This window comes from Streptomyces sp. NPDC054863, assembly GCF_053610825.1.
In genome coordinates, this window is record NZ_JBSGZD010000017.1 from 1 (window position 1) to 23972 (window position 23972).

Sequence of the window (23972 nt, forward strand, 5' to 3'; positions counted from 1 at the left end):
GAGCCGGTCCATTGCCGACCGGCTCTCCTCGTCCGCGGCGCGGTAGATCACCAACCGCTGGCCCGGATCCTGAAGTGGCACGAGCACTTCGAAATCCACTGCGACCACTCCGGCGACAGGATGCCGCAGCACCTTGTGCCCACGGCCGTTGACCTTGATGTCCCGCTCGGCCCACAGCCGCGCGAACTGCTCGTCACCAGTGGTGCATTCGGCGATGAGGTCGCTCAACGCCCGGTCCTCCGGATGCGCGGCCCACGCGGCGCGCAGATGGGCGATCCCCTCCCGGACGACGCGGTCGCGGTCGACGTACAGCTCGCGCACTTCCGGGTGCATCAGGCACAGCCACATCGCATTGCGCCGCGACGGCGGCAGGGTGTCGAAATCCACCAGCAGCGCCGCCATTTCGCCGTTCCAGGCCAGGATGTCGTAGCGGTGGTTCATCAGCATGGCGGGCAGCGGCGACAGGTCGGCGACCAGGTGGGCCAGTGGCGGCGGCGCGGTGGTGGCGGGCTCGTCCGCGGGGCGGGGGCGCTGCCGGGCGAGGTCGAAGAAGTAGGTGCGTTCGTCGGGGGCCAGGCGCAGCGCCCGGGCCAGTGCCTCCACCACCTGCGCCGAGGGCCGCAGGCCGCGGCCCTGCTCCAGCCGTACGACGTAGTCGGTGCTGACGCCTGCCAGTTCGGCGACCTCTTCGCGGCGCAGTCCGGGGGTCCGCCGGGCCTGGCGGCGCGACGGCAGGCCGAAGTCGTGCGGGTCCAGGCGCTCCCGACGGGTCCGCAGGAACGCGGCCAGCTCCTGTGTCGGGTCCACGGTGCGGGTCGTCATGATCGGTCCAACAGCCTGGGTAGGACTGGTGTTCCCAGGAACTTCTCTCCCTTATCCCTCACGTGCTGCGGTCCCAGACTTGTTCTCGACGCCGGACGAGACGTCGGACCGGACGTCGGACCGGACGTCGGACCGGACGTCGGACAACAAGCACAGGAGGACACGATGTCGCTCACTCTCGACACCTACCGGCTGCTGGGCCGCTCCGGGCTGCGGGTCTCACCGCTGGCGCTGGGCGCGGCGACCTTCGGCACCGAATGGGGCTGGGGCGCCGAGCGGGACGAGGCACGCAAACTGTTCGACCGCTACGTCGAGCGCGGCGGCAACTTCATCGACACCGCCAGCACCTACACCAACGGCAGCTCCGAGCGCCTGCTGGGCGAGTTCGCCCGCGACAACCGCGAGAGCCTGGTGCTGGCGACGAAGTACACGACGCTGCGGCGGCCCGGCGATCCGAACTCCGGGGGCCCGCACCGCAAGAGCCTGTTCGCGTCGGTGGAAGCCAGCCTGCGGCAGCTGAACACGGACTACATCGATCTGCTCTACCTGCACCTGTGGGACTTCACGACGCCGGTCGAGGAGATCCTGCGCGGCATGGACGACCTGGTCCGGCAGGGCAAGGTCCGGTACGTGGCGATCTCCAACTCCCCGGCCTGGCAGGTGTCGCGCATGCAGGCGATCGCCGACCTGCGCGGCTGGTCACCGCTGGTCGCGCTGCAGATCGAGTACCACCTGATCGAACGCACCGGGGAACGCGACCTGATCCCCATGGCCCGCGAGATGGGGCTGGGTGTGATCCCGTGGTCGCCGCTGGCCGGCGGCGTGCTCACCGGCAAGTACAGCCGCGACGACGTGACCGCGCCGAACGCCGCGGCCGGCGACGGCACCCGCAGGAGCACCACCGTCGCGGGCGGCGCGCTCACCGAACGCAACTTCGCCGTCGTGGACGTCGTGCGGGAGGTCGCCACGGAGCTGGGCCGCACGCCCGCCCAGGTCGCTCTGGCCTGGATCCTCCGGAACCCGGGCGTGACGGCACCGGTCATCGGCGCCCGCACCCCCGCGCAGTTGGAGGACAACCTGGGCGCCCTGGAGGTCGAACTCACCGCCGCCCAACTGGCCCGCCTCGACGGGGTGAGCGCGATCGGGCTCGGCTTCCCGCACGACATGCTCGCCCGCGGCTCGATCCGGGCGCTGACCCGCGGCGACATGGTGGTCGAACCCCGCCGCTGACAGCCGAGCCGCCCAGACAGCCGAGCCTCTCAGGACGAGTCTCCGTAACGGGCGGCAAGCGCGGCGGCACGGCCGTGCAGGGAGGCGCGCAACGACTGCGGGGTCAGGGCTTCCGCATCCGTGCCGAGCTGCCACAGCGCCCATTCGGCGTGGCGTGCGTCCTGGAAGGTCACCTCCAGCCGCAGCCGGCCGTCCGCTTCGGGTTCTTCCGCGCGGACGGCCAGCGCGGTGTTCAGCAGCTCCTCGCGCCGCGCCGGGTTCATCCGTACCAGCACGTTGATGTGGTCGCCCCCGGAGAGGAACCGCGCCGAGCGCTCCCGCCAGATCCGGTCCAGATCGACCTGGTGGGGCCGCTCCGCCTTTTCCGGGAGCACCTCGGCAGCCAGGATCCGCGACAGCCGGTAGGTGCGGTCCGCGCCGGATCTCGTGGCCAGCAAATAGCCCCGGTCGCGCACGGTGACCAGGCCGATCGGGTCCACCGTGCGCCAGTGTGCGGTCTGGCCCGTGGCCGCGTAGTGGAGGCGCAGCTTCTGTCCGGCGAGCACCGCGCGCCTGACCTCGATCATGGTGGCGTCGGGCACCTCGTCAGTGACCGGCCGCCGCGAGAGCAGGTCGGCCTCCGGGTCGACGAGAAATCTCCGGACCGCGTCGCTCGCGGTGCTCCGGTGGCTTTCGGGCAGCGCGTCGACCACCTTGCGCATGGCCGAGACGAGCGCCGGACCGAGGCCGAACACCTGCTCGCCGCGCGCCGATCCGGCGGTCAGCAGGGCAAGGGACTCGTCGTGGTTCAGACCGATGAGCTCGGTCCGGAAACCGGGCGACAGCGCGAACCCGCCGTGCCGGCCGCGTTCGGCGTAGACCGGGACCCCGGCCGCGGACAGCGCCTCGATGTCACGCAGCACGGTACGGGTGGAAACCTCCAGCTCCCGGGCGAGCGTGTCCGCGGTCAGCCGACCGCGCTGACGCAGCAGGAGCACCAGAGAAACCAGCCTGTCGGCACGCATGCGAAAACCCTATCGAAATACATGACCAAGGGTGTCGTGATTTGTTGCGAGGCTCTTCCACACGACGTCGGACCGACGGCCACGGGCCGAAGGCCGTCCGTACACCCTCTGAATCGACTGGAGCCGACATGGCAGTGGAACGAACAGCGGTCAACCCGGTGACGTGGTCCGTGGAGATGGGCTTCAACCAGGGTGAGCTCGTCTCCGGTCACACCCGGACCTTGTACGTCTCGGGGCAGACCGCGATGAACGGCGAAGGCAAGCCCCAGCACGACGGTGACATGGCGGCGCAGTTGGCACTGAGCATCGCCAACCTGGAGGCCGTGCTCGGCGAGGCCGGCATGTCCCTCGCGAACCTCGTCCGGCTCAACGTCTACACGACCGACGTCGACCTGCTCTTCCCGCACTACGGGGTGCTGGCGGCACGGCTGGGCGCCGCCGGGGTGGCACCGGCCTCCACGATGCTCGGGGTGGCACGGCTGGCGATCCCGGGCCAACTGGTCGAGCTGGAGGGGACCGCAGTCGCGTGAGGTGAGCGCGCTGCCGCGTGTGAGGCGGGCTCGCAGTCGAGGGAGGCGGGCTCGCACGCGTGGGGCGGGCTCGGTGCCACCGGCTTCGCGCGGTGTTCACCAACTGATCCCGGCGGCCACCGGCAGATGATCGCTGCCGGTGGCCGGCAGCACCCACGAGCTCTTCGGCTCCACGCCGCGGACCAGGATCTGGTCGATCCGCGCCACCGGGAACTTCGCCGGCCAGGTGAACCCGAAGCCGTCCCCCGCCGCCGCCTGGGCCGAACGCAGCCGCGAGGTGAGGCCGGCGAAGGCACGGTCGTCCGTGGTGCCGTTCAGATCGCCGAGCACCACCACCCGCTCGTTCCGCTCGGCGGCGACGGCCTCGCCGAGCGCCTGCGCGTTCCTGTCCCGCGACTCCGTCCAGAAGCCCGCCCCGGGATTGACCCGTACGGACCCCAGGTGGGCCACGTACACGGCGAGGGGCCCGTGGGCGGTGGTCACGGTGGTGCGCAGCGCCCGGTTGTCGGGCAGTTTGGCCGCGGCCGACTTGGCGTCCCCCAGTGGTCCGACGTCCGTCCTGATGTCGACCGGCCGGGTGTCCGACAGCGGCAGCCTGCTCCACAGTCCGACCGTGCCGAGCACCGTGTGGTGCGGATACGCCTTCGCCAGCTCCTTCTCGTACTGCGGCTTCGCCTGCGGGGTGATCTCCTCCAGGGCCAGTACGTCCGCACCGGAGGCGGCCAGGTCGCGGGCGGTGCCTGCCGGGTCGGGGTTGTCGGCGCCGACGTTGTGACTGGCCACGGTGAGGTCGCCGCCCGGGTGGGACTTGTCGCCGAGCAGCCCGCCGAAGAGGCTCAGCCACACCGTGACCGGCAGCAGCAGCGCGGCCACCGCGGTGGCGGAGCGGCGGCGCAGCGCCCCGGCCAGCAGCACCGGGACGAACAGGCCGAACCACGGCAGGGCGGTCTCCACCAGGCTGCCGAGGTTCCCGATCCGGTTCGGGATCTTCGCGTGCAGCAGCATGAAAAGGCCCAGCAGCAGTGCGAGCGCCGCGAGTACCGGGCCGCGTCTCCAGGGGCCCGGCCGGGAGCCGCGCGGGGCGTCCGCTGCTTGAGCGGAGCCGAGAGCCTTGTCCGGCCCGGTCTCCGCCGTGTCCACCTGCGTCATGTCCGCCCGCGTCATCGTCTGTCCTCGCTCGCTGCTACTGGTGCTGGTGCGGGTGCTACTACTGGTGCCGTTCACTGCTTCCGTACTGCCGTTCACTGCTGCATCCTCGGGTCCTGGGTGGCGTCGGCGTACATGCGCGGACAACCGCGGTCGATCGCATCGGTGCGCAGTTCGTAGTGCCAGGGCTCGTTGCCGTAGATCTGGCACAGCCCGTACCCGGCGCCGTGCCGGGACAGCCACGCCGTCGCATCGGACTGCCCGATGTCGACGGCGGCGCCCGACACGTGCGGCGACGTCGACGCGGTGGCCACCCATCGGGCGGCCTCCTCTTCGGACCCGTACCTGGCGACCGCCTCGCGAAGGAGCCGGTCCTGGTACTCCGGGGAACGCCAGCCGCTGTTGACGTAGAACTCGGCTCCGTCTTCCGCGGCATCCGTGGCGGCCCGGCGGAGGGCCGCGAGTAAATCTGGATCGAGACGGGTCACAGCCGGAATCTTGTCGTCGAAGACCGTCACGCCGTCGGGTACAGCACCGGCGGCCTCGCCGGACGCACCACGGTGCTCACTGTGGCGGGCGCTCGGCGATGTGTCCGAGGAGCCCGAGAAGATCTGCGACTGGTGGCCGAAGGCCGCGGTGATCGCGGCGACGACGGCTGTCAGGCCGACGGCCAGGAGCCGGTGGATCCGGTGGATCCGGCGGGTCGTGGTGGGTGCCGATGGCGGGGTTCGAGTCATACCGCCAGTCAAGGAAGGGCGGTGTTGCCTGCACGTAGGCGATTTTCGATACGCGGACGATATCCGGTGGCTCGTAACCTTGTCGCCATGCGTGTGCTGATCGTCGAGGACGAGCCCTACCTGGCAGAAGCCGTCCGCGACGGCCTGCGCAGGGAAGCGATCGCGGCCGACATCGCAGGGGACGGCGACGCCGCTCTGGAACTGCTGGACATCAACGCGTACGACATCGCCGTCCTCGACCGGGACATCCCCGGACCGTCCGGTGACGAGATCGCCAGAAGCATCGTCGCCTCCGGCAGCGGCATGCCGATCCTCATGCTCACCGCAGCCGACCGTCTCGACGACAAGGCCTCCGGGTTCGAACTCGGCGCCGACGACTACCTCACCAAACCCTTCGAGATCCGAGAGCTCGCGCTCAGGCTCAGAGCGCTCGACCGCAGGCGCGCGCACAACAGGCCGCCCGTGCGGGAGATCGCGGGCCTCCGGCTGGACCCGTTCCGCAGAGAGATCTACCGGGACGGCCGCTACGTGGCGCTGACCAGGAAGCAGTTCGCCGTGCTCGAAGTCCTCGTCGCGGCCGAAGGAGGTGTCGTCAGCGCCGAAGACCTCCTGGAACGCGCGTGGGACGAGAACGCCGACCCGTTCACCAACGCCGTACGCATCACCGTCTCGGCACTGCGCAAGCGGCTCGGCGAACCCTGGATCATCGCCACCGTGCCGGGCGTCGGCTACCGCATCGACACGGCACCCGGCACCGGACGCGAGGGAGGAGACCGTGCGGGCGGGAACCATGCGGGCGGAGACCGTGGATAGGCGGCCCGGTGTGAGCGTTCGCGTCAAGCTCACCCTCAGCTACGCCGGGTTCCTCATGCTGGCAGGCACCCTGCTGATGGCGGCGGTGTGGGTGTTCCTCCTGAGTTACGTCCCCGACCGTGCGATGCTCTACGACCCCGATGACAGGCCCGACGGCATTTTCCCCATCCGGTCCGCCCTTCTGGACGTCTTCGCCCCGAGGGCCGCCGCGGTCATGGCGTTCCTGCTGGTGTTCGGCCTCGTGGGAGGGTGGCTGCTCGCCGGACGCATGCTCGCCCCCCTGACCCGCATCACCCACGCCACCCGCATGGCCACGAACGGGGCGCTCTCCCACCGAATCCAACTGGAAGGCCGCAGGGACGAGTTCCGCGAACTCGCCGACGCCTTCGACGGCATGCTCGAACGGCTCGAAGCGCACGTCGCCGAACAGCAGAGATTCGCGGCCAACGCCTCTCACGAGCTGCGCACCCCGCTGGCGATCTCGAAGGCACTCATCGACGTGGCCCGCACCGATCCGCACCACGACGCCGACGAAGTCATCGACCGCCTCCACACCGTCAACACCCGGGCGATCGACCTCACCGAAGCGCTGCTCCTGCTCAGCCGCGCCAGGCAACGGTCCTTCACCCGGGAACCCGTCGACCTGTCCCTCCTGGCGGAAGAAGCCACCGAAACGCTCCTCCCCCTCGCGGAGAAGCACGGCGTCACCATCGAGACCCGCGGCGACATCACCCCCACGACCGGATCACACGCGCTCCTGCTGCAACTGACCACGAACCTCGTACAGAACGCGATCGTCCACAACCTGCCCGGACGGGGCACCGTGTGGGTGCACACCGGCGTCCGCCCCGAGACCGTGGTGCTGACCGTCGAGAACACCGGCGAGAAGCTGACCCCCCGGCTGGTCTCGACCCTCACCGAACCGTTCCAGCGCGGCACCGAACGCATCCACGCCGACCACGCGGGCGTCGGCCTCGGCCTGGCCATCGTCAAGACCATCGCCCACGCCCACGACGGAACCCTCACCCTCGCCCCGCGCCCTGCCGGCGGGATCCGCGTCACTGTGGAACTGCCCGCGGCGCCCCCGCACACCGGTGGTGAGAAATCAGCGAACTGACGCGCTGCACGCCGCGCCCGCCGCCCGCTCCGCTGCGTCCGGCAGGCCCGTGGCCCACAGGGCCGACTCGGCCCACGCGCCGACGATCGCGACGTCCGGGTCCTGGTGGCGCAGCACCGCGAAGCGCTCGGCCAGGAGCTGGAGCCGTACGGTCAGGGGGATTTGAGCCAGCACCGGCGGCAGGGCCGGGGCGCCGGGGGCGGCGGCGAGGGTGGTGACCGGGAGGGATTCCCGGGCGGCGGCCTCGCCGAGGGCGGCGGTCAGGCCGTCCACGTCGGCAGAGGGTTCGAGGACGAGGAGCCCGTCGGCCGCCGTGAGGGGAACGGCCGCACCGTGCAGGAAGCGGTCGGACTCGAAGCCCTCGGCGAGCATCCGGGCGGCCTCGCGGACCTTCAGGGCGCCCTCGCGGGCGGTGACGCCCCAGGGGCCGCAGCCGATCAGGGTGAGCATGCGGGCGGGTACGGGGACCGCTTCGAGGTCCGGGGCCGCGCACACGGCCCGTACCGCTTCGGCGGTCCTGCGCAGTTGCTCCGGCGAGCCTTCGGGGCCGCCCAGGTGGTGGGCCAGGCGGGCGAGCACGCCCAGCGCCGAGGTGTAGCTGACGGTGTACGTCTCGGACTCCTCCGCGGTCACGGTCTCCACCGCCTCCGGCCAGCCCTTGCCCCGGCCGGTGATGGACACCACCGGGATGCCCAGGGCGAGGGCCGCGGACCTGGCGCGTACGGCGTAGGCGGTCTCGGCGGTGTGCGTGATGACCAGCAGGACGTCGCCCTCGCGGGGTGCGGCGGCCCAGCGGGCGGCGTGCGCGCCGGAGTGCCAGCGGGCGTCGAGGCCGGCCTGTTCGAGGAGGAGCGCGCCGAGTTCGGCGGCGTGCTGGCTGGTTCCCGTACCGACGACGATGACGCGGCGGGCGGCGCCGAGGCGTGCGGCGGCGGCCGACACGTCCTGGTCGGCGACCAGGTCGAGGGCGTCGGCCTGGGCGTGGATCATGCGCAGCAGGGCGGTGGGGGTGGCGGTCATGTTCGGCTCCTGCGGTGCGGTGACGGGCATCAGGCCGTGGCGACGCAGCCGACGCTCGGAGCGCGGGTGGTGAAGGGCGGCCCTCGCATCAACTGTCCGTTGATTCTGCGAAGTTGCGGATTCCACTGTCAAGACTTTTGAGATCTTCGGATTTCGTTGTCCTGAGGGGCAGTTGTGGCCGAATGCACCCGATCAGTGGGACCAGAAGATCCATGAGCACATGAGTCCCTTGGCGGCAATCGTCAGCGCGGGTCCCTACGCATGCACCACGTGCGGGGGCCGTCGCCGGGGAGCTGGACATCGGCTGTGACCTTGAAGCCGAGGCGCTCGTAGAACCGCACGTTCGCCTCGCTGGAGGTCTCCAGGAACGCAGGATGCCCAGTGCGCTCGGCCTCCTGGACGCCGGGACTCAGCACCGCACTGCCGAGGCCCTGTCCCTGGGCCTCGGGGGCGGTTCCCACGGTTTCCAGGAACCATCCCGGCTCCTGGGGCCGATACGGGGCCATGGCCTCTTCGGCGGACGCGGACGCGGCGGCCCGGTCGCCGCTGAGTTCGCCGAGGAGCGGCCCGAGCTCGGCGAAGGCGGGTGAGGGATCCTGGCCCGGAACGGCCCAGACAGCCACGGCACGCCCCTCGTCGGCGACCCAGACCCGGCCGTACACCATGCCGATGCGGGTCAGGCACAGCTCCTGGAACCGCCGGATCCGCCCCTCGTGATCGTCCGCCGCGACCACGTGCCGCGTGTAGGGGTAGTCGGCGAAGGCGCGGGCGAGGGTGTCGACCGCGGTGGGAACGTCGGCGTCGGCGAGGGGACGCACGACGGGGGACCTTTTGCTCTGTTCCGTGTTCACCGAGACATCCTGGCACTGGCCGGAAACCCGGGCCAACACGTTTTGACACGCTGGAGACGCTGTCCCGGCCGTGGCCGTCGGCCGATCGCTGCGGCAAGGCACCGAGGCCTATCGTGCGCTCATGCACACGACTCAGGTTTCCCAGCACGTGCGGGCCCCGCGCGCGGCTGTCTACCGGACGCTGCTGGACGCGGCGGCGCTCGCGCGCTGGCGGATGCCGGACGGCATGAGCAGTACGGTGCACGCGTTCGACGCGCGTGAGGGCGGGAGGTTCCGCGTCTCGCTCACGTACGACTACGACGTGCCCGGCAGCACCGGCAAGTCGGGCTCGCACACGGACACTTACCACGGTCACTTCGCGAGGCTCGTGCCGGACGAGCAGGTGGTGGAGGTGCTGGAGTTCGAAACCTCGGATCCCGCGCTGCGCGGCACAATGACGATGACCACCACGCTCACCGAGGCCGACGGCGGCGGCACGGACGTCACCGTGGTGCACGAAGGACTCCCCAAGGGTGTGTCCGCCGCCGACAACGAAATGGGCACCCGCATGGCGCTGGCCAACCTGGCCCGACTCATCGAGGCGGACATCCCCTAGGTCGTGTATTCGCTGATGGCGCTGTCGCTGAGGAAGAAGCGCCGCGCGACGGCCTGGTGGGACAGGCCTTCGGCCATGAGGCACACCGCTGACATGCCGATCACCGTTCGAGAGGGCGGCCGAATGAAAGATCGGCCCTACTCCCGTGCTACGTCAGGCCGTATGCTTCGCGTGCTTCAACTGCACTTTTTTGTTGCCTGTGTTGGGGGGCACAGTGACGTCACAGCACTCCAGTGATCCTGCTGGGCGGGGCAGCGGCCCCGACTACGATCCGGCCGTGCGCGCCTTCGAGAGAGCCGTTTCCGCTTACGCACAAGGGGACTTCGCCGCGGCAGTCGGCTACTTGCGCCTGCTGGATCAAGGCATTCCGGTACCAGGGCACCTCGCAGCCGCGCACGCGGGCCTCCACGCGACGCTCGCCGCGCGGGCGAGGAACTGGGACCGCTGCTGCGACTGGTACATCAGCTCGCTCGCCCCGCGGGACCAGCAAGTGGCCCTACACACTGCGGAGTCGTGTGCCACGAGCGGCTGCGGCAGCCCGGCCGGCTCGCTCTGCGGCCAGTGCGGACAGGGCTTCTGCCCGGCCCACGGCGTACGCAACAGCCACCGGGTGCAGCGTTGCGTCCCCTGTCTGAACGGGGCGCTGACCAACCTCGCCCACGCCGCCGTTCTCGCCGGGCGGACCGAGGAGGCCGTACGCGTACTGCGGTCCTGGTCGGGTCGCCGTGACCCCTCGGCAGCGAGCGACCTGCTGAGGAGCCTCGCGCCGGGGGACGATGCCGACGGGCTCGACGGCCCCGGCGACGCCGAAAGCGCCGGTTCCCCCGCCGAAAGCGCCGGTTCCGCCGAAAGCACCGGTGACGGCAGACGCACCGAAAGCGGCAAACGCACCCGCGACGGCGAACGCACCGAAGGCCCACCGGACTTGCGACGGGCCGCCCCCCAGTTCCTCTCCCGGCAGCACGCGCTCGCCTTCGCCCTCCGCCAGGCGCTCGGCCGGGGCGGGCTCTCGGAGTGGGAGCGCATCGGCCGCCTCACCGCCCGGGACGGCACGGGGCGCGTGTCCGAGCTGTACCGGCAGGCCGCCGCACGCGCGGCACGCCGGCTCACGGCCGATGAGGAGCACCTGCTCGCCTGGGGCGCCTGGCTCCGGCTGTGGCAGTCCCGGCCGTTCGACCTCGGCGCGGCACACGGGCTCGGGGTCGCCGCCCTCCGGCTGCTGGCTTCCGGAAAGCCCCTCACGACAGGCATCCGCGCGGCAACCACCCGTCAGGCCACGGCCTGCTGGTCGGCCGTACTGCACTCGCCCGCCCACCGGAAATCCCTGGAGGAGGCGGGCCGGGAGGAATTCGACGACGGCGTGTGGGCGACGGCCGTCGAGTCCCTGCGTACGCACGTCACTCAGCTGCTCCAGGACGAGGACCGTGCGGCGGGACACTCCCCCGCCCGGTCGCTGGAGCTGAAGTGGCGGGTGGAGTGCGAGGCCGCGAGCCGCTGGGCGGGACTTCCTCCCGCGATCGCCCCCACCGCGCCCGCGCCGGAGTTCTTCTGCGGGCCGACGTACCTCGACGAGGTCGCATCGATCAGTGCGGACTGGGCCCGGCGCATGAGGGAGGTACGGGAGAACATCCCGCTCGCCGGGCCGTTCGCCGGGTTGGAGACGTCTCCCGGGACGCCTACGGAAACGCCTTCGCAAACACCTTCGCTCGCCGAACTCTTCGCCCCCGAGGCGGCGTTGGCGACCCTGTTGAGGGAGGGCAGGTGGCAGGAGGTGATCAGCGCCGTCGAGGAATCGCACCCCGACTGGCGCACCCGCCCGGCAGCGGACACGAGAATGTCCGACGAGGGGCGGTCCGCCGCCCTGGAGATCCTCGCCGCCGCCCTCGTCCGCCGGGCCCAGGAGTACGCGAAGGGCAAACGCTGGACCGAGGCCCTCCAGGACTTCGAGCAGGCGCAGGAGGCCGGACAGGACGTCACTCCGTACGCCGACGTCATTTGCCGTGCCGCCGTGGGAGCCGGAGCGACCGTACGAGGCCGGGTCAAGGTGGCGAACACACAGGCAGGACTGCTGGAGCGAGCACTCCAACTCGCCCCGGGGCACAAGGAGTTGCTCCGCAACCTGACCGCGGTCTCGCTCCGTCTCGCCGACCAGGCCGAGAAGTCGGGCCAGCGGGAAGAGGCCGAACGGCGCTACCGGCGCGCCTGCGAACTGTCCCCGAAGGACCGGCAGGCCGCCGAAGGACTCGCCAGGGTCGGGCGGGGGGCGGGGCGGGGGGCGGGGCGGGGGGCGGGGCGGGGGGCCGACCAGGGAGCCGGGCAGAGCGCCGGGCAGCGAACCGAGCGCGGATCCTCCCAGATCCTCGCCGACCTCCTGTACACGGACTCTCTCCGCAACGCCCGCGCAGGCGCCCGCGCCAAAGCGCTCTCCCGCATGAGGGAGGCCGCCGCATACATGAAGGGGCACCCCGACGAACGGTTCTCCGGGGAGCATGCGGAGACCGACGTGGCCCGTGGACTGTGGCGGGCACTGGCGCCGTACGACCCCTCGGACGAGGACAGCGTCCGCACGTACGCGGAGACGCTGTGGTTGTCGATCTCCTACCAGCCCATCGAGGAGACCTCCGGAATCTCCGAGGTGCTGGCCCTCCTCGCCGGTCACCTGCTGAGGCGAAACGCGTACGAGGACGTCATCGCGCTCGGCGAACGCTGCACGGGCGCGGAGGAAAGCCCGGAAAGGTTCCACACCGTACTGGCGGACGCCCACGACCGGCGGGCGGAACACCGCCGGAGAGCGGGGGACAGGACGGGGGCCCACCAGGATGCGCGGACAGCCCGGAAGCTGCGGATTTCCGTACAGGAGAAACTCTTCGACCTCGACTTTCCCGAAGGCTCGTGATGGCACAGACGACCCGGCCCGACGCAAACCGCCCCGACGCAAACCGACCCGAGGCGAACCGCTCGCCCGCTTTCGGCCCCACCGCCTACGACGTACTCGGCCTGGAATTCGGAGCCGACGCCAAGGCCGTCAGAGCAGCGCGGCTGAAAGGGATGGCCGACCCGGGCAGGCGCAGCAGCGTCTCCCGGGCGGCGAACGCCCTCTCCAGACCGAGCGGCCGGCTGAGCGCCGCGCTGCTCACCCCGCTGCTGGGCTCGCTCTCCGAGGAGGAGCTGAACTGCCGGGTGTCCGACGCGGCCCGTGAACTCCTGGCCGACCTGCCCCCGCTACTGCCCGAAGCCGACCGCTTCGGCCCGTTCCCCAGGAGCGATTCGTGACCACGCCCGATTCTCCTTCCGAGCACCCGCCTTCGGAGCACCCGCCTTCGGAGCACCCGCCTTCGGAGGGCTCGTCCGAACAGGCCCGCCGCATCAAGCAGTTGACCTTCCGCGCCCAGGCGCTCGAAAACCGGAAGGCCGCGACGGAGCGCACTCTCCGGAGCCTCCTGGAAGGTCTCCTGACGGTGGACGACATCCTGACCGACGCGGTGCAGCGTGCCGCCGGGACCGGCACGGAGCCTGCGCGGGTCGTGCCCGCCCTCTTCGAGGAGCAGATCGGTGCCGCGCACCGGGTGCTGCGCCAGCAGCTCCTCGCCGCAGGTGTCGAGCCGATGGACCTGGTGGGGAGCAAGGCGGTGCCGAGCATCTCCCGCGTGGTGGCCAAGGAGCCCCGGGCGTCCGTCCCTGCCGACACCGTCCTCGAAGAGCGGGTGACCGGCTTCTACGCGGACCGTGAGGTGCTCCGCGAAGCCGTGGTCGTGATCGCCGTCCCAGGCGCCGACCCCGATCCCGACCCTGCTCCCACGCCCCCCGCACCTGCGGCCGCCGCACCCGCATCCGCACGGCGTCAGCCCCGGCGTCTCCCCCGGCACAAACGCCGCACCCGCCGCCGCACCTGACAGCCTCCGCCCGCCTCCACTCCCGCTGCCACCGGCCTCCACTCCCGCTGCCACCCGTCTCCACCCACCCCCCACCGCAGAACTGGAGTCACGCACCGTGCACAGAACCCTCGGAATCGACCTCGGCACCACGAACTCCGTGGTCGCCTGGATGAAGGACGGCGCCCCGGAGGTACTCCCCGTAGCGAATGACCGGTTCAGCATGCCGTCCGCGGTCGGGGTCACCGAGGACGGCGGTCTCCTGGTGGGCCAGGAGGCGCTCCGCTGGCTGGACCGGGACTCCGCCCGGGTCGTCACGTCGGTGAAGCGCTTCATGGGCAGGAAGTTCGGCGAGGCCGCGGTCCAGGAGGCGATCGGACGGATGGGCGACGCCGCCTCCCATCTCAGTGAGGGCGGGGACGGCGGGATCCTCGTCCGGCTCGGCCCGCACCACTACACCCCCGTCCAGATCTCCGCGATCATCCTCCGGCGGCTCAAGACGGACGTCGAGGCCCGCCTGGGCGTCGTCTTCGACCGGGCGGTCATCACCGCGCCCGCCTACTTCGGCGAGCGCCAGCTCGCGGCCACCCGTGCGGCCGGTGAGCTGGCTGGTCTGCATGTCGTACGCGTCCTGGTCGAGCCGACCTCCGCCGCGCTCGCGCACGGTCTGACCCGCCCCCAGGACGCCGCTCCCGCGACCTTCGTCGTGTACGACCTCGGTGGCGGCACCTTCGACGTGTCCGTACTGAACACCGCGCCAGGCTATCTGGACGTCATGGCCCTCGGCGGTGACACCCTGCTGGGCGGCACGGACTTCGACGACCTGCTGGCCCGGAGCCTCAAGGAGCGCTGGCGCACCAGCACCGGCCAGAACCCCCAGGCCCCCCAGGACTACGTTCCCGCCCCCAGCGACGACATCAGGCTGCGCCGGGCGGCCGAGCAGGCCAAGATCCGGCTCTCGGGCGCGCCGGGCACGGACGTCACCGTCTCGCCCCTCGGCATGGACGGCGCGACCCTGGAACAGCACGTGGACCGCCCGTTCTTCGAGAAGCTGATCGCGGAGCACATCGCGAAGACCGTCGGACACACCACCGAGGCGATCTCGCGCATCGATCACCTGCCGGAGGACGTGTCCCAGGTGCTGCTCGTCGGTGGTTCGAGCGCCATTCCCCTGGTACGGGAGAAGCTCGCGGCGCTCTTCGGGGAGGAGCGGCTGCGTACCGACATCGACCCGATGTTCTGCGTGGCTCTGGGCGCCGCGGTGCAGTCGGCCCTCCTGGAGGAGCTGACCTGTCCCGGCTGTCACGTCGTCTCTCCGATCGGCGCCGGCTCCTGCCACGGCTGCGAGGCCCCGCTCATCGGTGCGCCGACGGTCGACTGCCCCGGCTGCCACGTCCCCGCGCCGGCGGGAAGCTCCGTCTGCCCGGTGTGTACGGAGGACCTCTCCGGGCTGGCTCCGCCGCCGCTGAGGGCGACGGTGGTGGAGTGTTCCCACTGCGGCGAGGAGAATCCTGCCGCGGCGATGCTGTGCACGCTGTGCGAGGAGCCCCTCCCCGGGTTCGCAGGACTGAAGTGCCCGGGCTGCGGAATGGTGAACTCCGCGGGGCTCAGCGCCTGCTCCCACTGCGACAGGGAGTTCGCCGTGTCCACTCCTCTTGAGGTGACGGCGCTTCCCTTCGGCATCCAGCAGAAGGACGGCACCCTCCGGGTCCTGGTCGAGGCGGGAGAGTCCTATCCCACCGACTGGCATGTCAAGGAGTTCCAGCTCACCGGCCACAAGGGCGACATGCTGGAGATCCTGCTCCGCGAGGGCGACCTCCAGCCCGCCCACCTCAACGACCTCTGTGCGAGTCATACGTACGAGATCGAGGAGGACATCGCGGGCACCCGGTCGCTGGTGATCCGGGCGAGGCTGAACAGCGACCGCATCATCGACCTCGAATTCCGCATCGACAATGCCGACTGGCACGCGGTCACGCTCAACCGGAATCCGCTGACGAGCAAGTTCCGCAGCCGCGTGCTCAACGTGCACCGGGACTACGTCACTTACCTCGCCAACTGGCAGCACGACCTCGAACAGGCGGAGGTCCTGCAACTGGAGGAGACCGAGCAGAAACTGCGTGCGCTGCTCGCCGGAGGCAGCACCAGCGGCACCCTGGACCACCTGCTCGACGACGCGAGGCGCCGCCGCGAGCAGCAGGATTCGGTCCGCTGGGCCTCCGCGCTCTCCGCCCTCTACCCGCGCTACGTCCCGCACCTCATGTCCGCGGAGGACCTCGCCACCATGCGGAACAACAACGCGGACATCCGCGCGGCGCGGAAGGAGGGAGATCTTCAGGTGGCCCACACCATCGCCGAGGAAGTCATCGCCCTCAAGGAGCAGCTCGGCGACGACCTCTACCGCACCGTGTCGGCTCTCGCGTCCGCCTCCCAGGGCCGCGTCTCCTCGGCGCTGGGCCGCCGCATCCTCCAGGTGGGCAACCTCCTCAAGGAAGCGGCCGAATCGGGGAACACGGCCGCTCGGGACGCGGCGACCTCCAAAATGGTCGACCTGCACAAGGAAGCCGCCCGAGAGCTCCAGCAGCAGGACGCCCCCGAGCGCCAGACGATCCGCCCGGAGGGCATCAACGGCTGACCGGGCGGGCCCCCGAGGGCATCAACGGCCGGGCGGGCGCACGGCGGTGAGTGGGTCATCCGCCCGGCCGGACGGTGGGGCGCAGGCGGGTCAGCGCCCGGCTGCCGAGGAGCAGGCCGCCCAGCCCCAGGGGGACGGCCACGACGGCACCGACGAGCCCGTTGCCGGTACCGGGGCCTCCGCTGGAGGTGGCCAGGTGCAGCACGGCAAGGACCGTGGCGACCGCGCCCGTGCCGATGGCCGCCTTGCCACCGGTGCGCGCGCCGCCGGTGCTGATCCGGCCACCGGGGCGGGACAGGGCCCGACCACCGGCACGGGACAGGGCCAGCCGGCCGATCACCAGGGCGAGCAGCCCTGCGCCGAGGGCCAGGTTGGCCCCCGTCCGCCCGTCGCCGATGATCCCGCCCTCGGCAGCCGCCGTCATCACTGCTGAAGCACTCATCGCGCTCTCCTACCTCTCGTACTTCTCATCGCTGTCGTACTTCTCATCGCTGTCGTACTTCTCATCGCGGTCGTACATCTCATCGCGGTCGTACATCTCATCGCGGTCGCTGAATCCGAGCTCTGATGCGCCTTGAGGATGCGCCCCGGCCTCCCCGCAGGTCGTCCCGCGGGCGCAGGCACTTTCCCCTGCCGCCGGTGCGGCATCCGGGTACTGCGGATGCGGCAGACCGCGCGCGGGTACCGCACACGCGGTAGTCGGCCGCTCGTTCCTGAGCCGGACTCGCCCGCGACCGCATCCGGCTACGGTGCACCCATGGACACAGGGCGGTTCGCTTTTCCGGCCGTGGTCACCGACGGGGCGATCGCCGTGGGTGTGGCCGCGCTGCTGCTGGTCACCGGGCTGTCCGGGCCGCACCCCTCCGGGGGCAGCGAGGCGCTCGGCTCGGCGCTGCTGGCGGTCGGCGCGCTGGCGCTGGCCGCGCGCCGCCGGGCTCCGCTCGTAGTGCTGGCCGTCGCGGGGCTGTCCGCAGTGGGTTACCAGGCGGCGGGGTTCGAGGTGCTCGCCGTCTCCTTCCTGGTCGCGGTGTACAGCGCCGTACGCGCCGGGCACCGTGCCGTCGCAGTGGCCGCGTCCCTTGGCCTGCTGGCCGGGCTCCACCTCGCCGCCGTGCTCTTCCCCGGCGATCCCGCGCGCGAGGTTGTGACGCAGGCCAGGACCACCCTGGAGATCGCCTGGCTGATCGCCGCCTTCGCCACCGGGGAGGCGGTGCGGCAGGCCGAGCGGCGGGCGGACGAGGCCGAGCGCACCCGCGAGGAGACCGCGCGACGGCGGGCGGACGAGGAACGGCTGCGCATCGCGCGGGAGTTGCACGACTCGCTCACCCACCAGATCTCGGTCGTCAAGGTGCAGTCCGAGGTCGCCGTCCATGTGGCCCGGCGGCGGGGCGAGCAGGTGCCGGAGGCCCTGTTGGCGATCCAGGAGGCCGGCCGGGAGGCGAGCCGGGAACTGCGCGCGACCCTGGAGGCACTGCGCGACGACGACCTCACGCCGCCGCACGGGCTCGACCACATTCCCCACCTGGTGAAGGGGTTCCGGACGACCGCCCTGGAGACGACGCTGACGATCGAAGGGCATCCGCACGCCGTGCCGGCCGCGGTGGGCCGTACCGCTTACCGGATCGTTCAGGAGTCGCTCACCAACGTCTCCCGGCACTCCGCCGCCACCACCGCCTCGGTGCTGATCGGCCACCGGCCGGGCGCCCTCGCCATCCGAGTCGAGGACAACGGAAAGGCCAGGCCGGACTCCGCGCCGACACCCGGCCTCGGGCTGCTCGGCATGCACGAACGCGTCACCGCCCTGGGCGGCCGGCTGCGCACCGAGCCGCGTGGTGCGGGCGGCTTCAGCGTCCGGGCCGAACTCCCCACGAACGGGGCGTCGTGATCAGGGTCCTGCTGGTCGACGACCAGCCGCTCCTGCGCAGCGGCTTCCGCGCGCTGCTCGCCCTCGAAGACGACATCGAGGTGGTGGGCGAGGCCGCCGACGGCGAGGAGGGCCTGGCGCTCGTCAGACAACAGCGGCCCGACGTCGTGCTCATCGACATCCAGATGCCCGTCATGGACGGCATCGAAGCAACCCGGCGCATCGCCGCGGACCCGGCCCTGGCCGACGTGCACGTCGTCGTGCTGACCAACTACGGCATGGACGAGTACGTCCTGGACGCGCTGCGTGCCGGTGCCGCCGGGTTCCTCGTCAAGGACATCGTCCCGGAGGACTTCCTGCACTCCGTGCGCGTCGCCGCCCGCGGTGACGCCCTGCTCGCGCCCGCGATCACCCGCAAGCTCATCGACCGGTACGTCACCGAGCCGCCCACCACCCGCGCCGGCGACGGCCTGGCGGAACTGACCGGTCGCGAACGCGAGGCGGTCGCCCTCGCCGCCCGGGGCCTGTCCAACGACGAGATCGCCGCCCGCATGGTCATCAGCCCGCTGACCGCCAAGACCCACCTCAACCGCGCCATGACCAAGCTCCACGCCCGCGACCGCGCCCAACTCGTGGTCCTCGCCTACGAATCCGGCCTGGTGACGCCGCGCAGCTCCTGACCCCGCGCAGCTTGTCGGCCGGCTCCTACGGCACCCCGTACGGTCAACGGCTCCGACGCGCGCAGGCGCAGCACGGGCCCTTCGTCCAGGCCGAGTACGACGGCCCGCCCGTCCGAGGCGAACCGCACGCTGCGGACCGTGCGCCAGGTCCCCCACACCCGTACGGCCTGACCGGGCCGCACGGTGATCGCCGCGACCGTGGGGTCCACGATCACCGGCACGCTCGACCGCCCCACGCTCATCTCGGCCCAGACCGTCTTGCCGACACCACCCGCCCGTTTCCGTACGCCCCACCTCTCGGCCAACGCCTGTACGAGCAGCAGCCCACGCCCACTGGTCCCGTCGTCCTCCGGTACGCGAACCTCGGGCACGCCGTCCCCCGCGTCGCTCACCTCCAGCGCGAGCAGGTCGGCGGCGGGGGTGTAGAGGGCCCGCACCTCCACGAGCCGCCCACGCGGCACCGGCACCCGTACGGCATTGGTCACCAGCTCGGAGACCACCAACTCGGCGCATTCCAGCCCTTGTTCGTCGACGAGCCAGTCGTTGAGCACGGCCCGCAGGGTGGCACGCGCACGCGGCACGCTTTGGGGGCTACGGGACAAGTGGAAGATCGTCTCGTTCGGTACGGCTCGCTCTGTCATGACGGCCCCCTGGGGGTTGAAGTCATTGCCGGAACCCCGTTGCCCCGAGGGCCAGTTGAGTCCCAGTCTCCGTGCCAGCAGAGTGCACGCAGACCATGCGAGTCTGCAACGTTGCCAACGAGCATCACCCCAATGTTCCACCTTTCGAGTTAATCGCGGTACATGGGGCGGCCCGTTCTGCTAAACGTGTGAACATGCTGCCGAAGAGCACCACGCCGAACCCGTCAACCGTCCTCGGCCGCCAACTCGGCGATGAACTTCGCAGGTTGAGGGAGGCAGCGGGCATGACGACGAACCAGGCCGCCGAAGCTCTCGACTGCACGAAGGGCAAGATCAGCCGGATCGAGAACGGCCGGGTCGCGGTCCGGCTACCCGACCTCGCGGCGATGCTGCTCGCCTACGAAGTGACCAGCCCTGAGCTGCGTAACCGCCTGAGCACCCTCGCCCGCAAGGCAAACCGGCGGCGCAGGGAAGGGTGGTGGAACCAGTACGCGTCGGTACTCGCCGACACCTACCGCGACTACATCGCCCTGGAGGACACCGCCGACTCGATCCGCTCCTTCCAGGCACAGTTGGTGCCCGGCCTCCTCCAGACCCCGGACTACATCCGCGCCGTCACGATCGCCTCGGGCTCGTGGGACACGGCGGAAGAGGTGGACAAGTTCGCCGAGGTGCGGATCGCCCGCCAGGAACGACTCACCGGCGAATCGCCCCTGCGCATGTGGGCCGTCCTCTCCGAAGCCGTCCTCCTCCAACAGGTCGGCGGACCACAGGTGATGAAGGCCCAGCTCCACCACCTGCTCACGATTTCCGAGCTGCCCAACGTGACCCTCCAGGTCCTGCCGTTCTCCCGCGGAGCTCATGCGAGTATGTTCGGCCCATACGTACTGATGGGTTTTCCCGAGGAGGGGGCGCTCGACGTCGTGCTGGTGGACAACCCGTCCGGCTCGGTCTGGCTGGAGCGAGAGGCGGAAGTCGCGCGCTACCAGGACCTGTTCGACAATGCCGGTATGTCGGCTCTCTCCCCGGTGGAAACCCGCACTCTCATCCACCGCAGCGCCAAGGAGACCAGACCATGAACAGCGGACGCCACAGCACGCTGGACCTCTCGGGCGCGAGGTGGCGCACCAGCTCGTACAGCGGCGGAAACAACGAGTGCGTCGAGATCGCCGCCAACATCCCCCACCTCACCCCCGTCCGCGACAGCAAACGCCCCGACGGCCCGGTGCTCACCTTCCCGCACGCCGCCTGGCAGGCCTTCCTCACCCACCTCAGCTGAACCCCGCACCACGACGCGACAAGGGGCGGCCACTCCCGGCACCGGAGTACCGGAGCGCCCGCCCCCTCTCAGCCGCCCGTCGCCCAGCGCACTCCGGCCACGACCCCCAGCAGCAGGGCCTGTGGTCAGTCGGCCAGTTTGAAGATCAGCTCGGTGACGGTGGCCAGGCGGCCGGGCGCGAACGAGTCCTCGCTGCCGACGCGCACGAACCCGGTGCGTTCCAGCACCCGGACGGAGCCGGGGTTGTCCTCCACCACCCGGGCGTGGATCGGCCGCTCCGTCACCTCGTCGAGCAGCGCCGCGACGGTCGCGGTGGCCACGCCCCGGCCCCACCAGTCCTTGCGGATCCAGTAGGTGAGCTCCGTGTCGCCCTCCATCGGGAAGGTGGCCACGCTGCCGACGACCTCACCGTGTATCTCGATGACCCGGTGCACGATCGCGTCGTCGGCCAGGATCTTCCGGTACTTCTGCCGGAAGGCGTCGGCGTCGCGGGCGGTCCTGGGATCGGTGAAGGCCGCAAGCCGCTGGGCGGCCTCGTCGAGCTGGATCTCGAAGAGCGCCGGAATGTCGTCCTCGGTCAGGGGTCGCAACGAGACGTCCCCGGCCACGTCGTCAGTCATCATGCCTCCGCGTCGGAATCGAGATCAGAAATCGAGATCAGAATCGAGCCGATGTCGGCGCACCGGCCGCCGCCCACAGCCCTCCCCAAGTTGCCCGTCGGATCCTCACCCAACTGGGCGGAGCTCCGGGGCACTTGAGTCTCCAGCGGCTGGAGGGTCCAGGATCTCACCCATGGAAGACGAACGCCCCGACATGCTCACCATCGGCCGGCTCGCGCACCGCACCGGCCTGCCGGTGCGCACCCTGCGCTTCTGGTCGGACGAGGGAGCGGTGCCGCCCGTGGCCCGCTCCGCGAGCGGCTACCGGCTGTACGACGCCGGGTCCGTGGCCCGCGTCGAGCTGGTGCGCACCCTGCGGGAGCTGGGACTCGGGCTCGACGACGTGTGCCGCGTACTGAACGGCCGCACCACGGTCGCCGAGGTCGCCGACGCGCACGTGGCCGCGCTCGACGCGCAGATCCGCTCCCTCAAGGTGAGCCGGGCCGTCCTGTCGACCGTATCGAAACGTGGTTCGACCGCCGAGGAGACAGCACTGATGAACCGGTTGGCACGGCTGTCCGCCGCCGAACGCAAGCAGATCGTCGACGAGTTCAAGGAGGAGGTGTTCGGCGGTCTCGACGTCGATCCGCACTTGCGTGACCGCCTGCGCACCTTCAGCATCGAACTGCCCGACGACCCCACTCCCGACCAGGTGGACGCCTGGATCGAGCTGGCCGAGCTGGTGCGGGACCCCGGCTTCCGCGCCCGGATGCGCACATGGATGGTGCTCAACACGCCCGTACCGGGGCAGAGTCGTGCCCCCGGGGCGTCCATCTGGTGGGCCAGGCAGGTCGTGCAGACCGTCGCGGAGGTGAGAGAACGCGGGATCGGCCCCGAGGGCCCGGCAGCGGTCGAAGTGCTGTCCGAGCTGTTCGGCGACACCGACCGGGCCGCCGTACTGCTGAGCCTGGAGGCCGGGATCGAGGCGGGAGCGGAGCACTACCGCAGGCTCGTCGCCCGCGTGCGCGGACAGCTCTCGTCCCCCGACTCGTCCGAGGAGCTGGAGTGGCTGGCGCGAGCCCTGCGCGCCCCGGCTCACACCTGACCGGACGTACCGAGCTCGCGCAAGCCCTGCGCGCCACGGATCACACCTGACCGGACGTACCGGCCCTGGCCTCGGGCCGGCCCCGGACACCTCGGTCGGCTGTACCTATCCCTCCCTCCCCCGCCCGAACGAGATCTCCACCCGTCGGTTCTTCTTCCGGCCCTCCTCGGTGGAGTTGTCCGCGACGGGGTCGTCCTCGCTCTTGCCTGCCGTCTCGTAGGCGACCCCGGATGCGCCCAACTTCGCGGCGAGCGCCTTGCGCACGGCCTCGGCGCGCTTCGTGGAGAGAGCCTTGCCGTGGGCGTACGTCCCCAGGTCGTCGGTGAAGCCGTGGACCTTGACCTTCCGGGGGCCGTTCTCCTTGATCTCCTGGGCGACCTCGGCGATCCGGGCGTCGGCGCGGCTGCTCAGCTTCGCGCTGTCCTTGGCGAAGAGGACCTCGGACTGGAGGGTCAGCTTGATGTCGTCGTTCGATTCCTCGCGCCCCGAGTCGCCGGACAGGTCTCCGGAGACCGAGAGGATGTCGACCACCACGGGAGGGGCCAGCTTCGCGCCGTCCTTCAGTTCCAGGACCTCGGCGTGCGGATCGACCGGGACGGGCGGCGGTTTGGGCGGGGCGCTGGGCGAGGGTTCGGCGCGGGCCGCGGGGGCGTCGTGCAGACCGAGGAGAGTCGTCAGGCACACGGCGGTGAGCGCGCAGGCCGCGAGCCGGGCGGCAGCGCTGCGTGCCGTCGTCGCGGGCCTCACTGCGCGACCGTGATCTTGACGGGGACGGTACCGAAGGTCGGCATGGCGAAGTCGACCTCCGTGGTGCCCTCCGGCGGCGCCGGGAACTGGACGTAAACCGGGGCCTTGTCACCGGGCTGGAAGACCGTGTGGAACTGGTTGCACAGGCAGTTGCCCTCGGTGTCCCGCAGCGGGTAGTAGCGCTTCTTGCCCTTGAGGTCCGCCAGGGAGGCACCCGAGGAGGAGTAGCCGTTCTTCAGCGACAGGTCGTTGCCGCCGGTCCAGTGGTCGGTGTTCAGCGCCGACTTGCCGTCGTTGCGCATCTCGCCGCGGACGGTCACCACCCCGCCCTCGTACCGCTGCACGGAGTCGATGGTGAGCACCGCGCCGTTCGCGCCCTTCATCTCCAGACCCATGCCCTTGGGGGCCGCGGCACCCGGCTTTGCGGCGCCCGGCGCTTCGGCGGCCGGCTTCTTGGCCTCCTGCGCACCTCCCGAGTCGCCGCCCGAGCCGCCACCCCCGCATCCGCCCAGCGAAAGCGTTACGAACGCAACGATGCCGACGGCGGCCACCCTCGTCCCGACTTGCGCCACACCATGCCGACTTCGGTGTCCACGCCCGGTCCAGCCCTGTATCTCACGCATCGCGCTTCCCCCTCGTAACCCGTCCACTGCAACGCGTTGCACAGTAGCGCATGCGAACCCTG

25 protein-coding genes are annotated in these 23972 nt (G+C 70.9%); 14 read left to right on the top strand and 11 right to left on the bottom strand.

Features of this window, described 5'->3' with window-relative positions:
• Positions 1-822: helix-turn-helix domain-containing protein (locus tag ACWGIG_RS05805; RefSeq protein ID WP_453320272.1), on the bottom strand; the 822-nt coding region annotated here is incomplete at its 3' end.
• A gap of 165 nt (positions 823-987) precedes the next feature.
• Here ACWGIG_RS05805 and ACWGIG_RS05810 point away from each other — a divergent pair.
• Positions 988-2052, top strand: coding sequence for an aldo/keto reductase (locus ACWGIG_RS05810; protein ID WP_453320273.1), 1065 nt, complete (start codon positions 988-990; stop codon positions 2050-2052).
• A gap of 29 nt (positions 2053-2081) precedes the next feature.
• Here ACWGIG_RS05810 and ACWGIG_RS05815 read toward each other — a convergent pair whose 3' ends face one another.
• Positions 2082-3056 (bottom strand): helix-turn-helix transcriptional regulator, encoded by a 975-nt coding sequence (locus tag ACWGIG_RS05815; protein ID WP_453320274.1) that lies wholly within the window; start codon positions 3054-3056, stop codon positions 2082-2084.
• A 128-nt stretch (positions 3057-3184) separates the two neighbouring features.
• On the opposite strand from ACWGIG_RS05815, the gene ACWGIG_RS05820 reads away from it, so the two are divergent.
• On the top strand, positions 3185-3586 hold the full coding sequence (locus tag ACWGIG_RS05820; protein ID WP_453320275.1) for a RidA family protein: 402 nt from the start codon (positions 3185-3187) through the stop codon (positions 3584-3586).
• Positions 3587-3682: 96 nt separating this feature from the next.
• Here ACWGIG_RS05820 and ACWGIG_RS05825 read toward each other — a convergent pair whose 3' ends face one another.
• Positions 3683-4750: an endonuclease/exonuclease/phosphatase family protein gene (locus ACWGIG_RS05825; RefSeq protein ID WP_453320319.1), complete on the bottom strand. Its 1068-nt coding sequence runs from the start codon at positions 4748-4750 to the stop codon at positions 3683-3685.
• A 77-nt stretch (positions 4751-4827) separates the two neighbouring features.
• The gene (locus ACWGIG_RS05830) at positions 4828-5469 is read right to left on the bottom strand and encodes a M15 family metallopeptidase (RefSeq protein ID WP_453320276.1); all 642 of its coding nucleotides are present in this window, start codon (positions 5467-5469) and stop codon (positions 4828-4830) included.
• Positions 5470-5556: 87 nt separating this feature from the next.
• Here ACWGIG_RS05830 and ACWGIG_RS05835 point away from each other — a divergent pair, with 87 nt between their 5' ends.
• Together ACWGIG_RS05835 and ACWGIG_RS05840 are read left to right on the top strand one after the other, a co-directional pair.
• The gene (locus ACWGIG_RS05835; protein WP_453320277.1) at positions 5557-6282 is read left to right on the top strand and encodes a response regulator transcription factor; all 726 of its coding nucleotides are present in this window, start codon (positions 5557-5559) and stop codon (positions 6280-6282) included.
• A 10-nt stretch (positions 6283-6292) separates the two neighbouring features.
• Positions 6293-7399, top strand: coding sequence for a sensor histidine kinase (locus ACWGIG_RS05840; protein WP_453320278.1), 1107 nt, complete (start codon positions 6293-6295; stop codon positions 7397-7399).
• Here the strand turns inward: ACWGIG_RS05840 and ACWGIG_RS05845 are convergent.
• Complete coding sequence (locus ACWGIG_RS05845) at positions 7388-8419, bottom strand: SIS domain-containing protein (protein WP_453320279.1); 1032 nt, start codon at positions 8417-8419, stop codon at positions 7388-7390. The two genes, ACWGIG_RS05840 and ACWGIG_RS05845, sit on opposite strands and share 12 nt — an antisense overlap.
• A 242-nt stretch (positions 8420-8661) precedes the next feature.
• Positions 8662-9270, bottom strand: coding sequence for a GNAT family N-acetyltransferase (locus ACWGIG_RS05850; RefSeq protein ID WP_453320280.1), 609 nt, complete (start codon positions 9268-9270; stop codon positions 8662-8664).
• A 121-nt stretch (positions 9271-9391) separates the two neighbouring features.
• Here ACWGIG_RS05850 and ACWGIG_RS05855 point away from each other — a divergent pair, with 121 nt between their 5' ends.
• The 5 genes from ACWGIG_RS05855 to ACWGIG_RS05875 all read left to right on the top strand — a co-directional run bounded on the left by ACWGIG_RS05855 (position 9392) and on the right by ACWGIG_RS05875 (position 16372).
• Complete coding sequence (locus ACWGIG_RS05855) at positions 9392-9865, top strand: SRPBCC domain-containing protein (RefSeq protein ID WP_453320281.1); 474 nt, start codon at positions 9392-9394, stop codon at positions 9863-9865.
• Between the two features lie 277 nt (positions 9866-10142).
• Positions 10143-12761: a hypothetical protein gene (locus ACWGIG_RS05860; RefSeq protein ID WP_453320282.1), complete on the top strand. Its 2619-nt coding sequence runs from the start codon at positions 10143-10145 to the stop codon at positions 12759-12761.
• Positions 12761-13138 (top strand): hypothetical protein, encoded by a 378-nt coding sequence (locus ACWGIG_RS05865; protein ID WP_453320283.1) that lies wholly within the window; start codon positions 12761-12763, stop codon positions 13136-13138. Before ACWGIG_RS05860 ends, ACWGIG_RS05865 begins: the two co-directional genes overlap by 1 nt.
• A complete protein-coding gene (gene grpE, locus ACWGIG_RS05870; protein WP_453320284.1) occupies positions 13135-13758 on the top strand; it encodes a nucleotide exchange factor GrpE in 624 nt (207 codons plus the stop codon). Before ACWGIG_RS05865 ends, grpE begins: the two co-directional genes overlap by 4 nt.
• 97 nt (positions 13759-13855) lie before the next feature.
• Positions 13856-16372, top strand: coding sequence for an Hsp70 family protein (locus ACWGIG_RS05875; protein ID WP_453320285.1), 2517 nt, complete (start codon positions 13856-13858; stop codon positions 16370-16372).
• 55 nt (positions 16373-16427) lie between these two features.
• On the opposite strand, the gene ACWGIG_RS05880 is transcribed toward ACWGIG_RS05875, so the two are convergent.
• Positions 16428-16814, bottom strand: coding sequence for a DUF6223 family protein (locus tag ACWGIG_RS05880; protein WP_453320286.1), 387 nt, complete (start codon positions 16812-16814; stop codon positions 16428-16430).
• A gap of 315 nt (positions 16815-17129) precedes the next feature.
• Here ACWGIG_RS05880 and ACWGIG_RS05885 point away from each other — a divergent pair, with 315 nt between their 5' ends.
• The gene (locus ACWGIG_RS05885; protein ID WP_453320287.1) at positions 17130-18257 is read left to right on the top strand and encodes a sensor histidine kinase; all 1128 of its coding nucleotides are present in this window, start codon (positions 17130-17132) and stop codon (positions 18255-18257) included.
• Positions 18254-18916 carry a response regulator gene (locus tag ACWGIG_RS05890; protein ID WP_453320288.1) on the top strand — a complete coding sequence of 221 codons (663 nt, stop codon included), beginning with the start codon at positions 18254-18256 and terminating at the stop codon, positions 18914-18916. Before ACWGIG_RS05885 ends, ACWGIG_RS05890 begins: the two co-directional genes overlap by 4 nt.
• On the opposite strand, the gene ACWGIG_RS05895 is transcribed toward ACWGIG_RS05890, so the two are convergent.
• The gene (locus tag ACWGIG_RS05895) at positions 18880-19557 is read right to left on the bottom strand and encodes an ATP-binding protein (RefSeq protein WP_453320289.1); all 678 of its coding nucleotides are present in this window, start codon (positions 19555-19557) and stop codon (positions 18880-18882) included. The genes ACWGIG_RS05890 and ACWGIG_RS05895 overlap by 37 nt on opposite strands.
• A 194-nt stretch (positions 19558-19751) precedes the next feature.
• Here ACWGIG_RS05895 and ACWGIG_RS05900 point away from each other — a divergent pair, with 194 nt between their 5' ends.
• Positions 19752-20636 (top strand): helix-turn-helix domain-containing protein, encoded by an 885-nt coding sequence (locus ACWGIG_RS05900; protein WP_453320290.1) that lies wholly within the window; start codon positions 19752-19754, stop codon positions 20634-20636.
• Complete coding sequence (locus tag ACWGIG_RS05905) at positions 20633-20836, top strand: DUF397 domain-containing protein (protein WP_453320291.1); 204 nt, start codon at positions 20633-20635, stop codon at positions 20834-20836. The genes ACWGIG_RS05900 and ACWGIG_RS05905 overlap by 4 nt, the downstream gene beginning before the upstream one ends.
• Before the next feature lie 125 nt (positions 20837-20961).
• On the opposite strand, the gene ACWGIG_RS05910 is transcribed toward ACWGIG_RS05905, so the two are convergent.
• Positions 20962-21456: a GNAT family N-acetyltransferase gene (locus ACWGIG_RS05910; RefSeq protein ID WP_453320292.1), complete on the bottom strand. Its 495-nt coding sequence runs from the start codon at positions 21454-21456 to the stop codon at positions 20962-20964.
• A 172-nt stretch (positions 21457-21628) separates the two neighbouring features.
• Between ACWGIG_RS05910 and ACWGIG_RS05915 the strand changes: the two genes are divergently transcribed.
• A complete protein-coding gene (locus ACWGIG_RS05915) occupies positions 21629-22540 on the top strand; it encodes a helix-turn-helix domain-containing protein (protein ID WP_453320293.1) in 912 nt (303 codons plus the stop codon).
• Positions 22541-22645: 105 nt separating this feature from the next.
• Here ACWGIG_RS05915 and ACWGIG_RS05920 read toward each other — a convergent pair whose 3' ends face one another.
• Together ACWGIG_RS05920 and ACWGIG_RS05925 are read right to left on the bottom strand one after the other, a co-directional pair.
• Positions 22646-23287 (bottom strand): OmpA family protein, encoded by a 642-nt coding sequence (locus ACWGIG_RS05920; protein WP_453320294.1) that lies wholly within the window; start codon positions 23285-23287, stop codon positions 22646-22648.
• Complete coding sequence (locus ACWGIG_RS05925) at positions 23284-23859, bottom strand: hypothetical protein (RefSeq protein WP_453320295.1); 576 nt, start codon at positions 23857-23859, stop codon at positions 23284-23286. The genes ACWGIG_RS05920 and ACWGIG_RS05925 overlap by 4 nt, the downstream gene beginning before the upstream one ends.
• Positions 23860-23972: the final 113 nt, after the last annotated feature.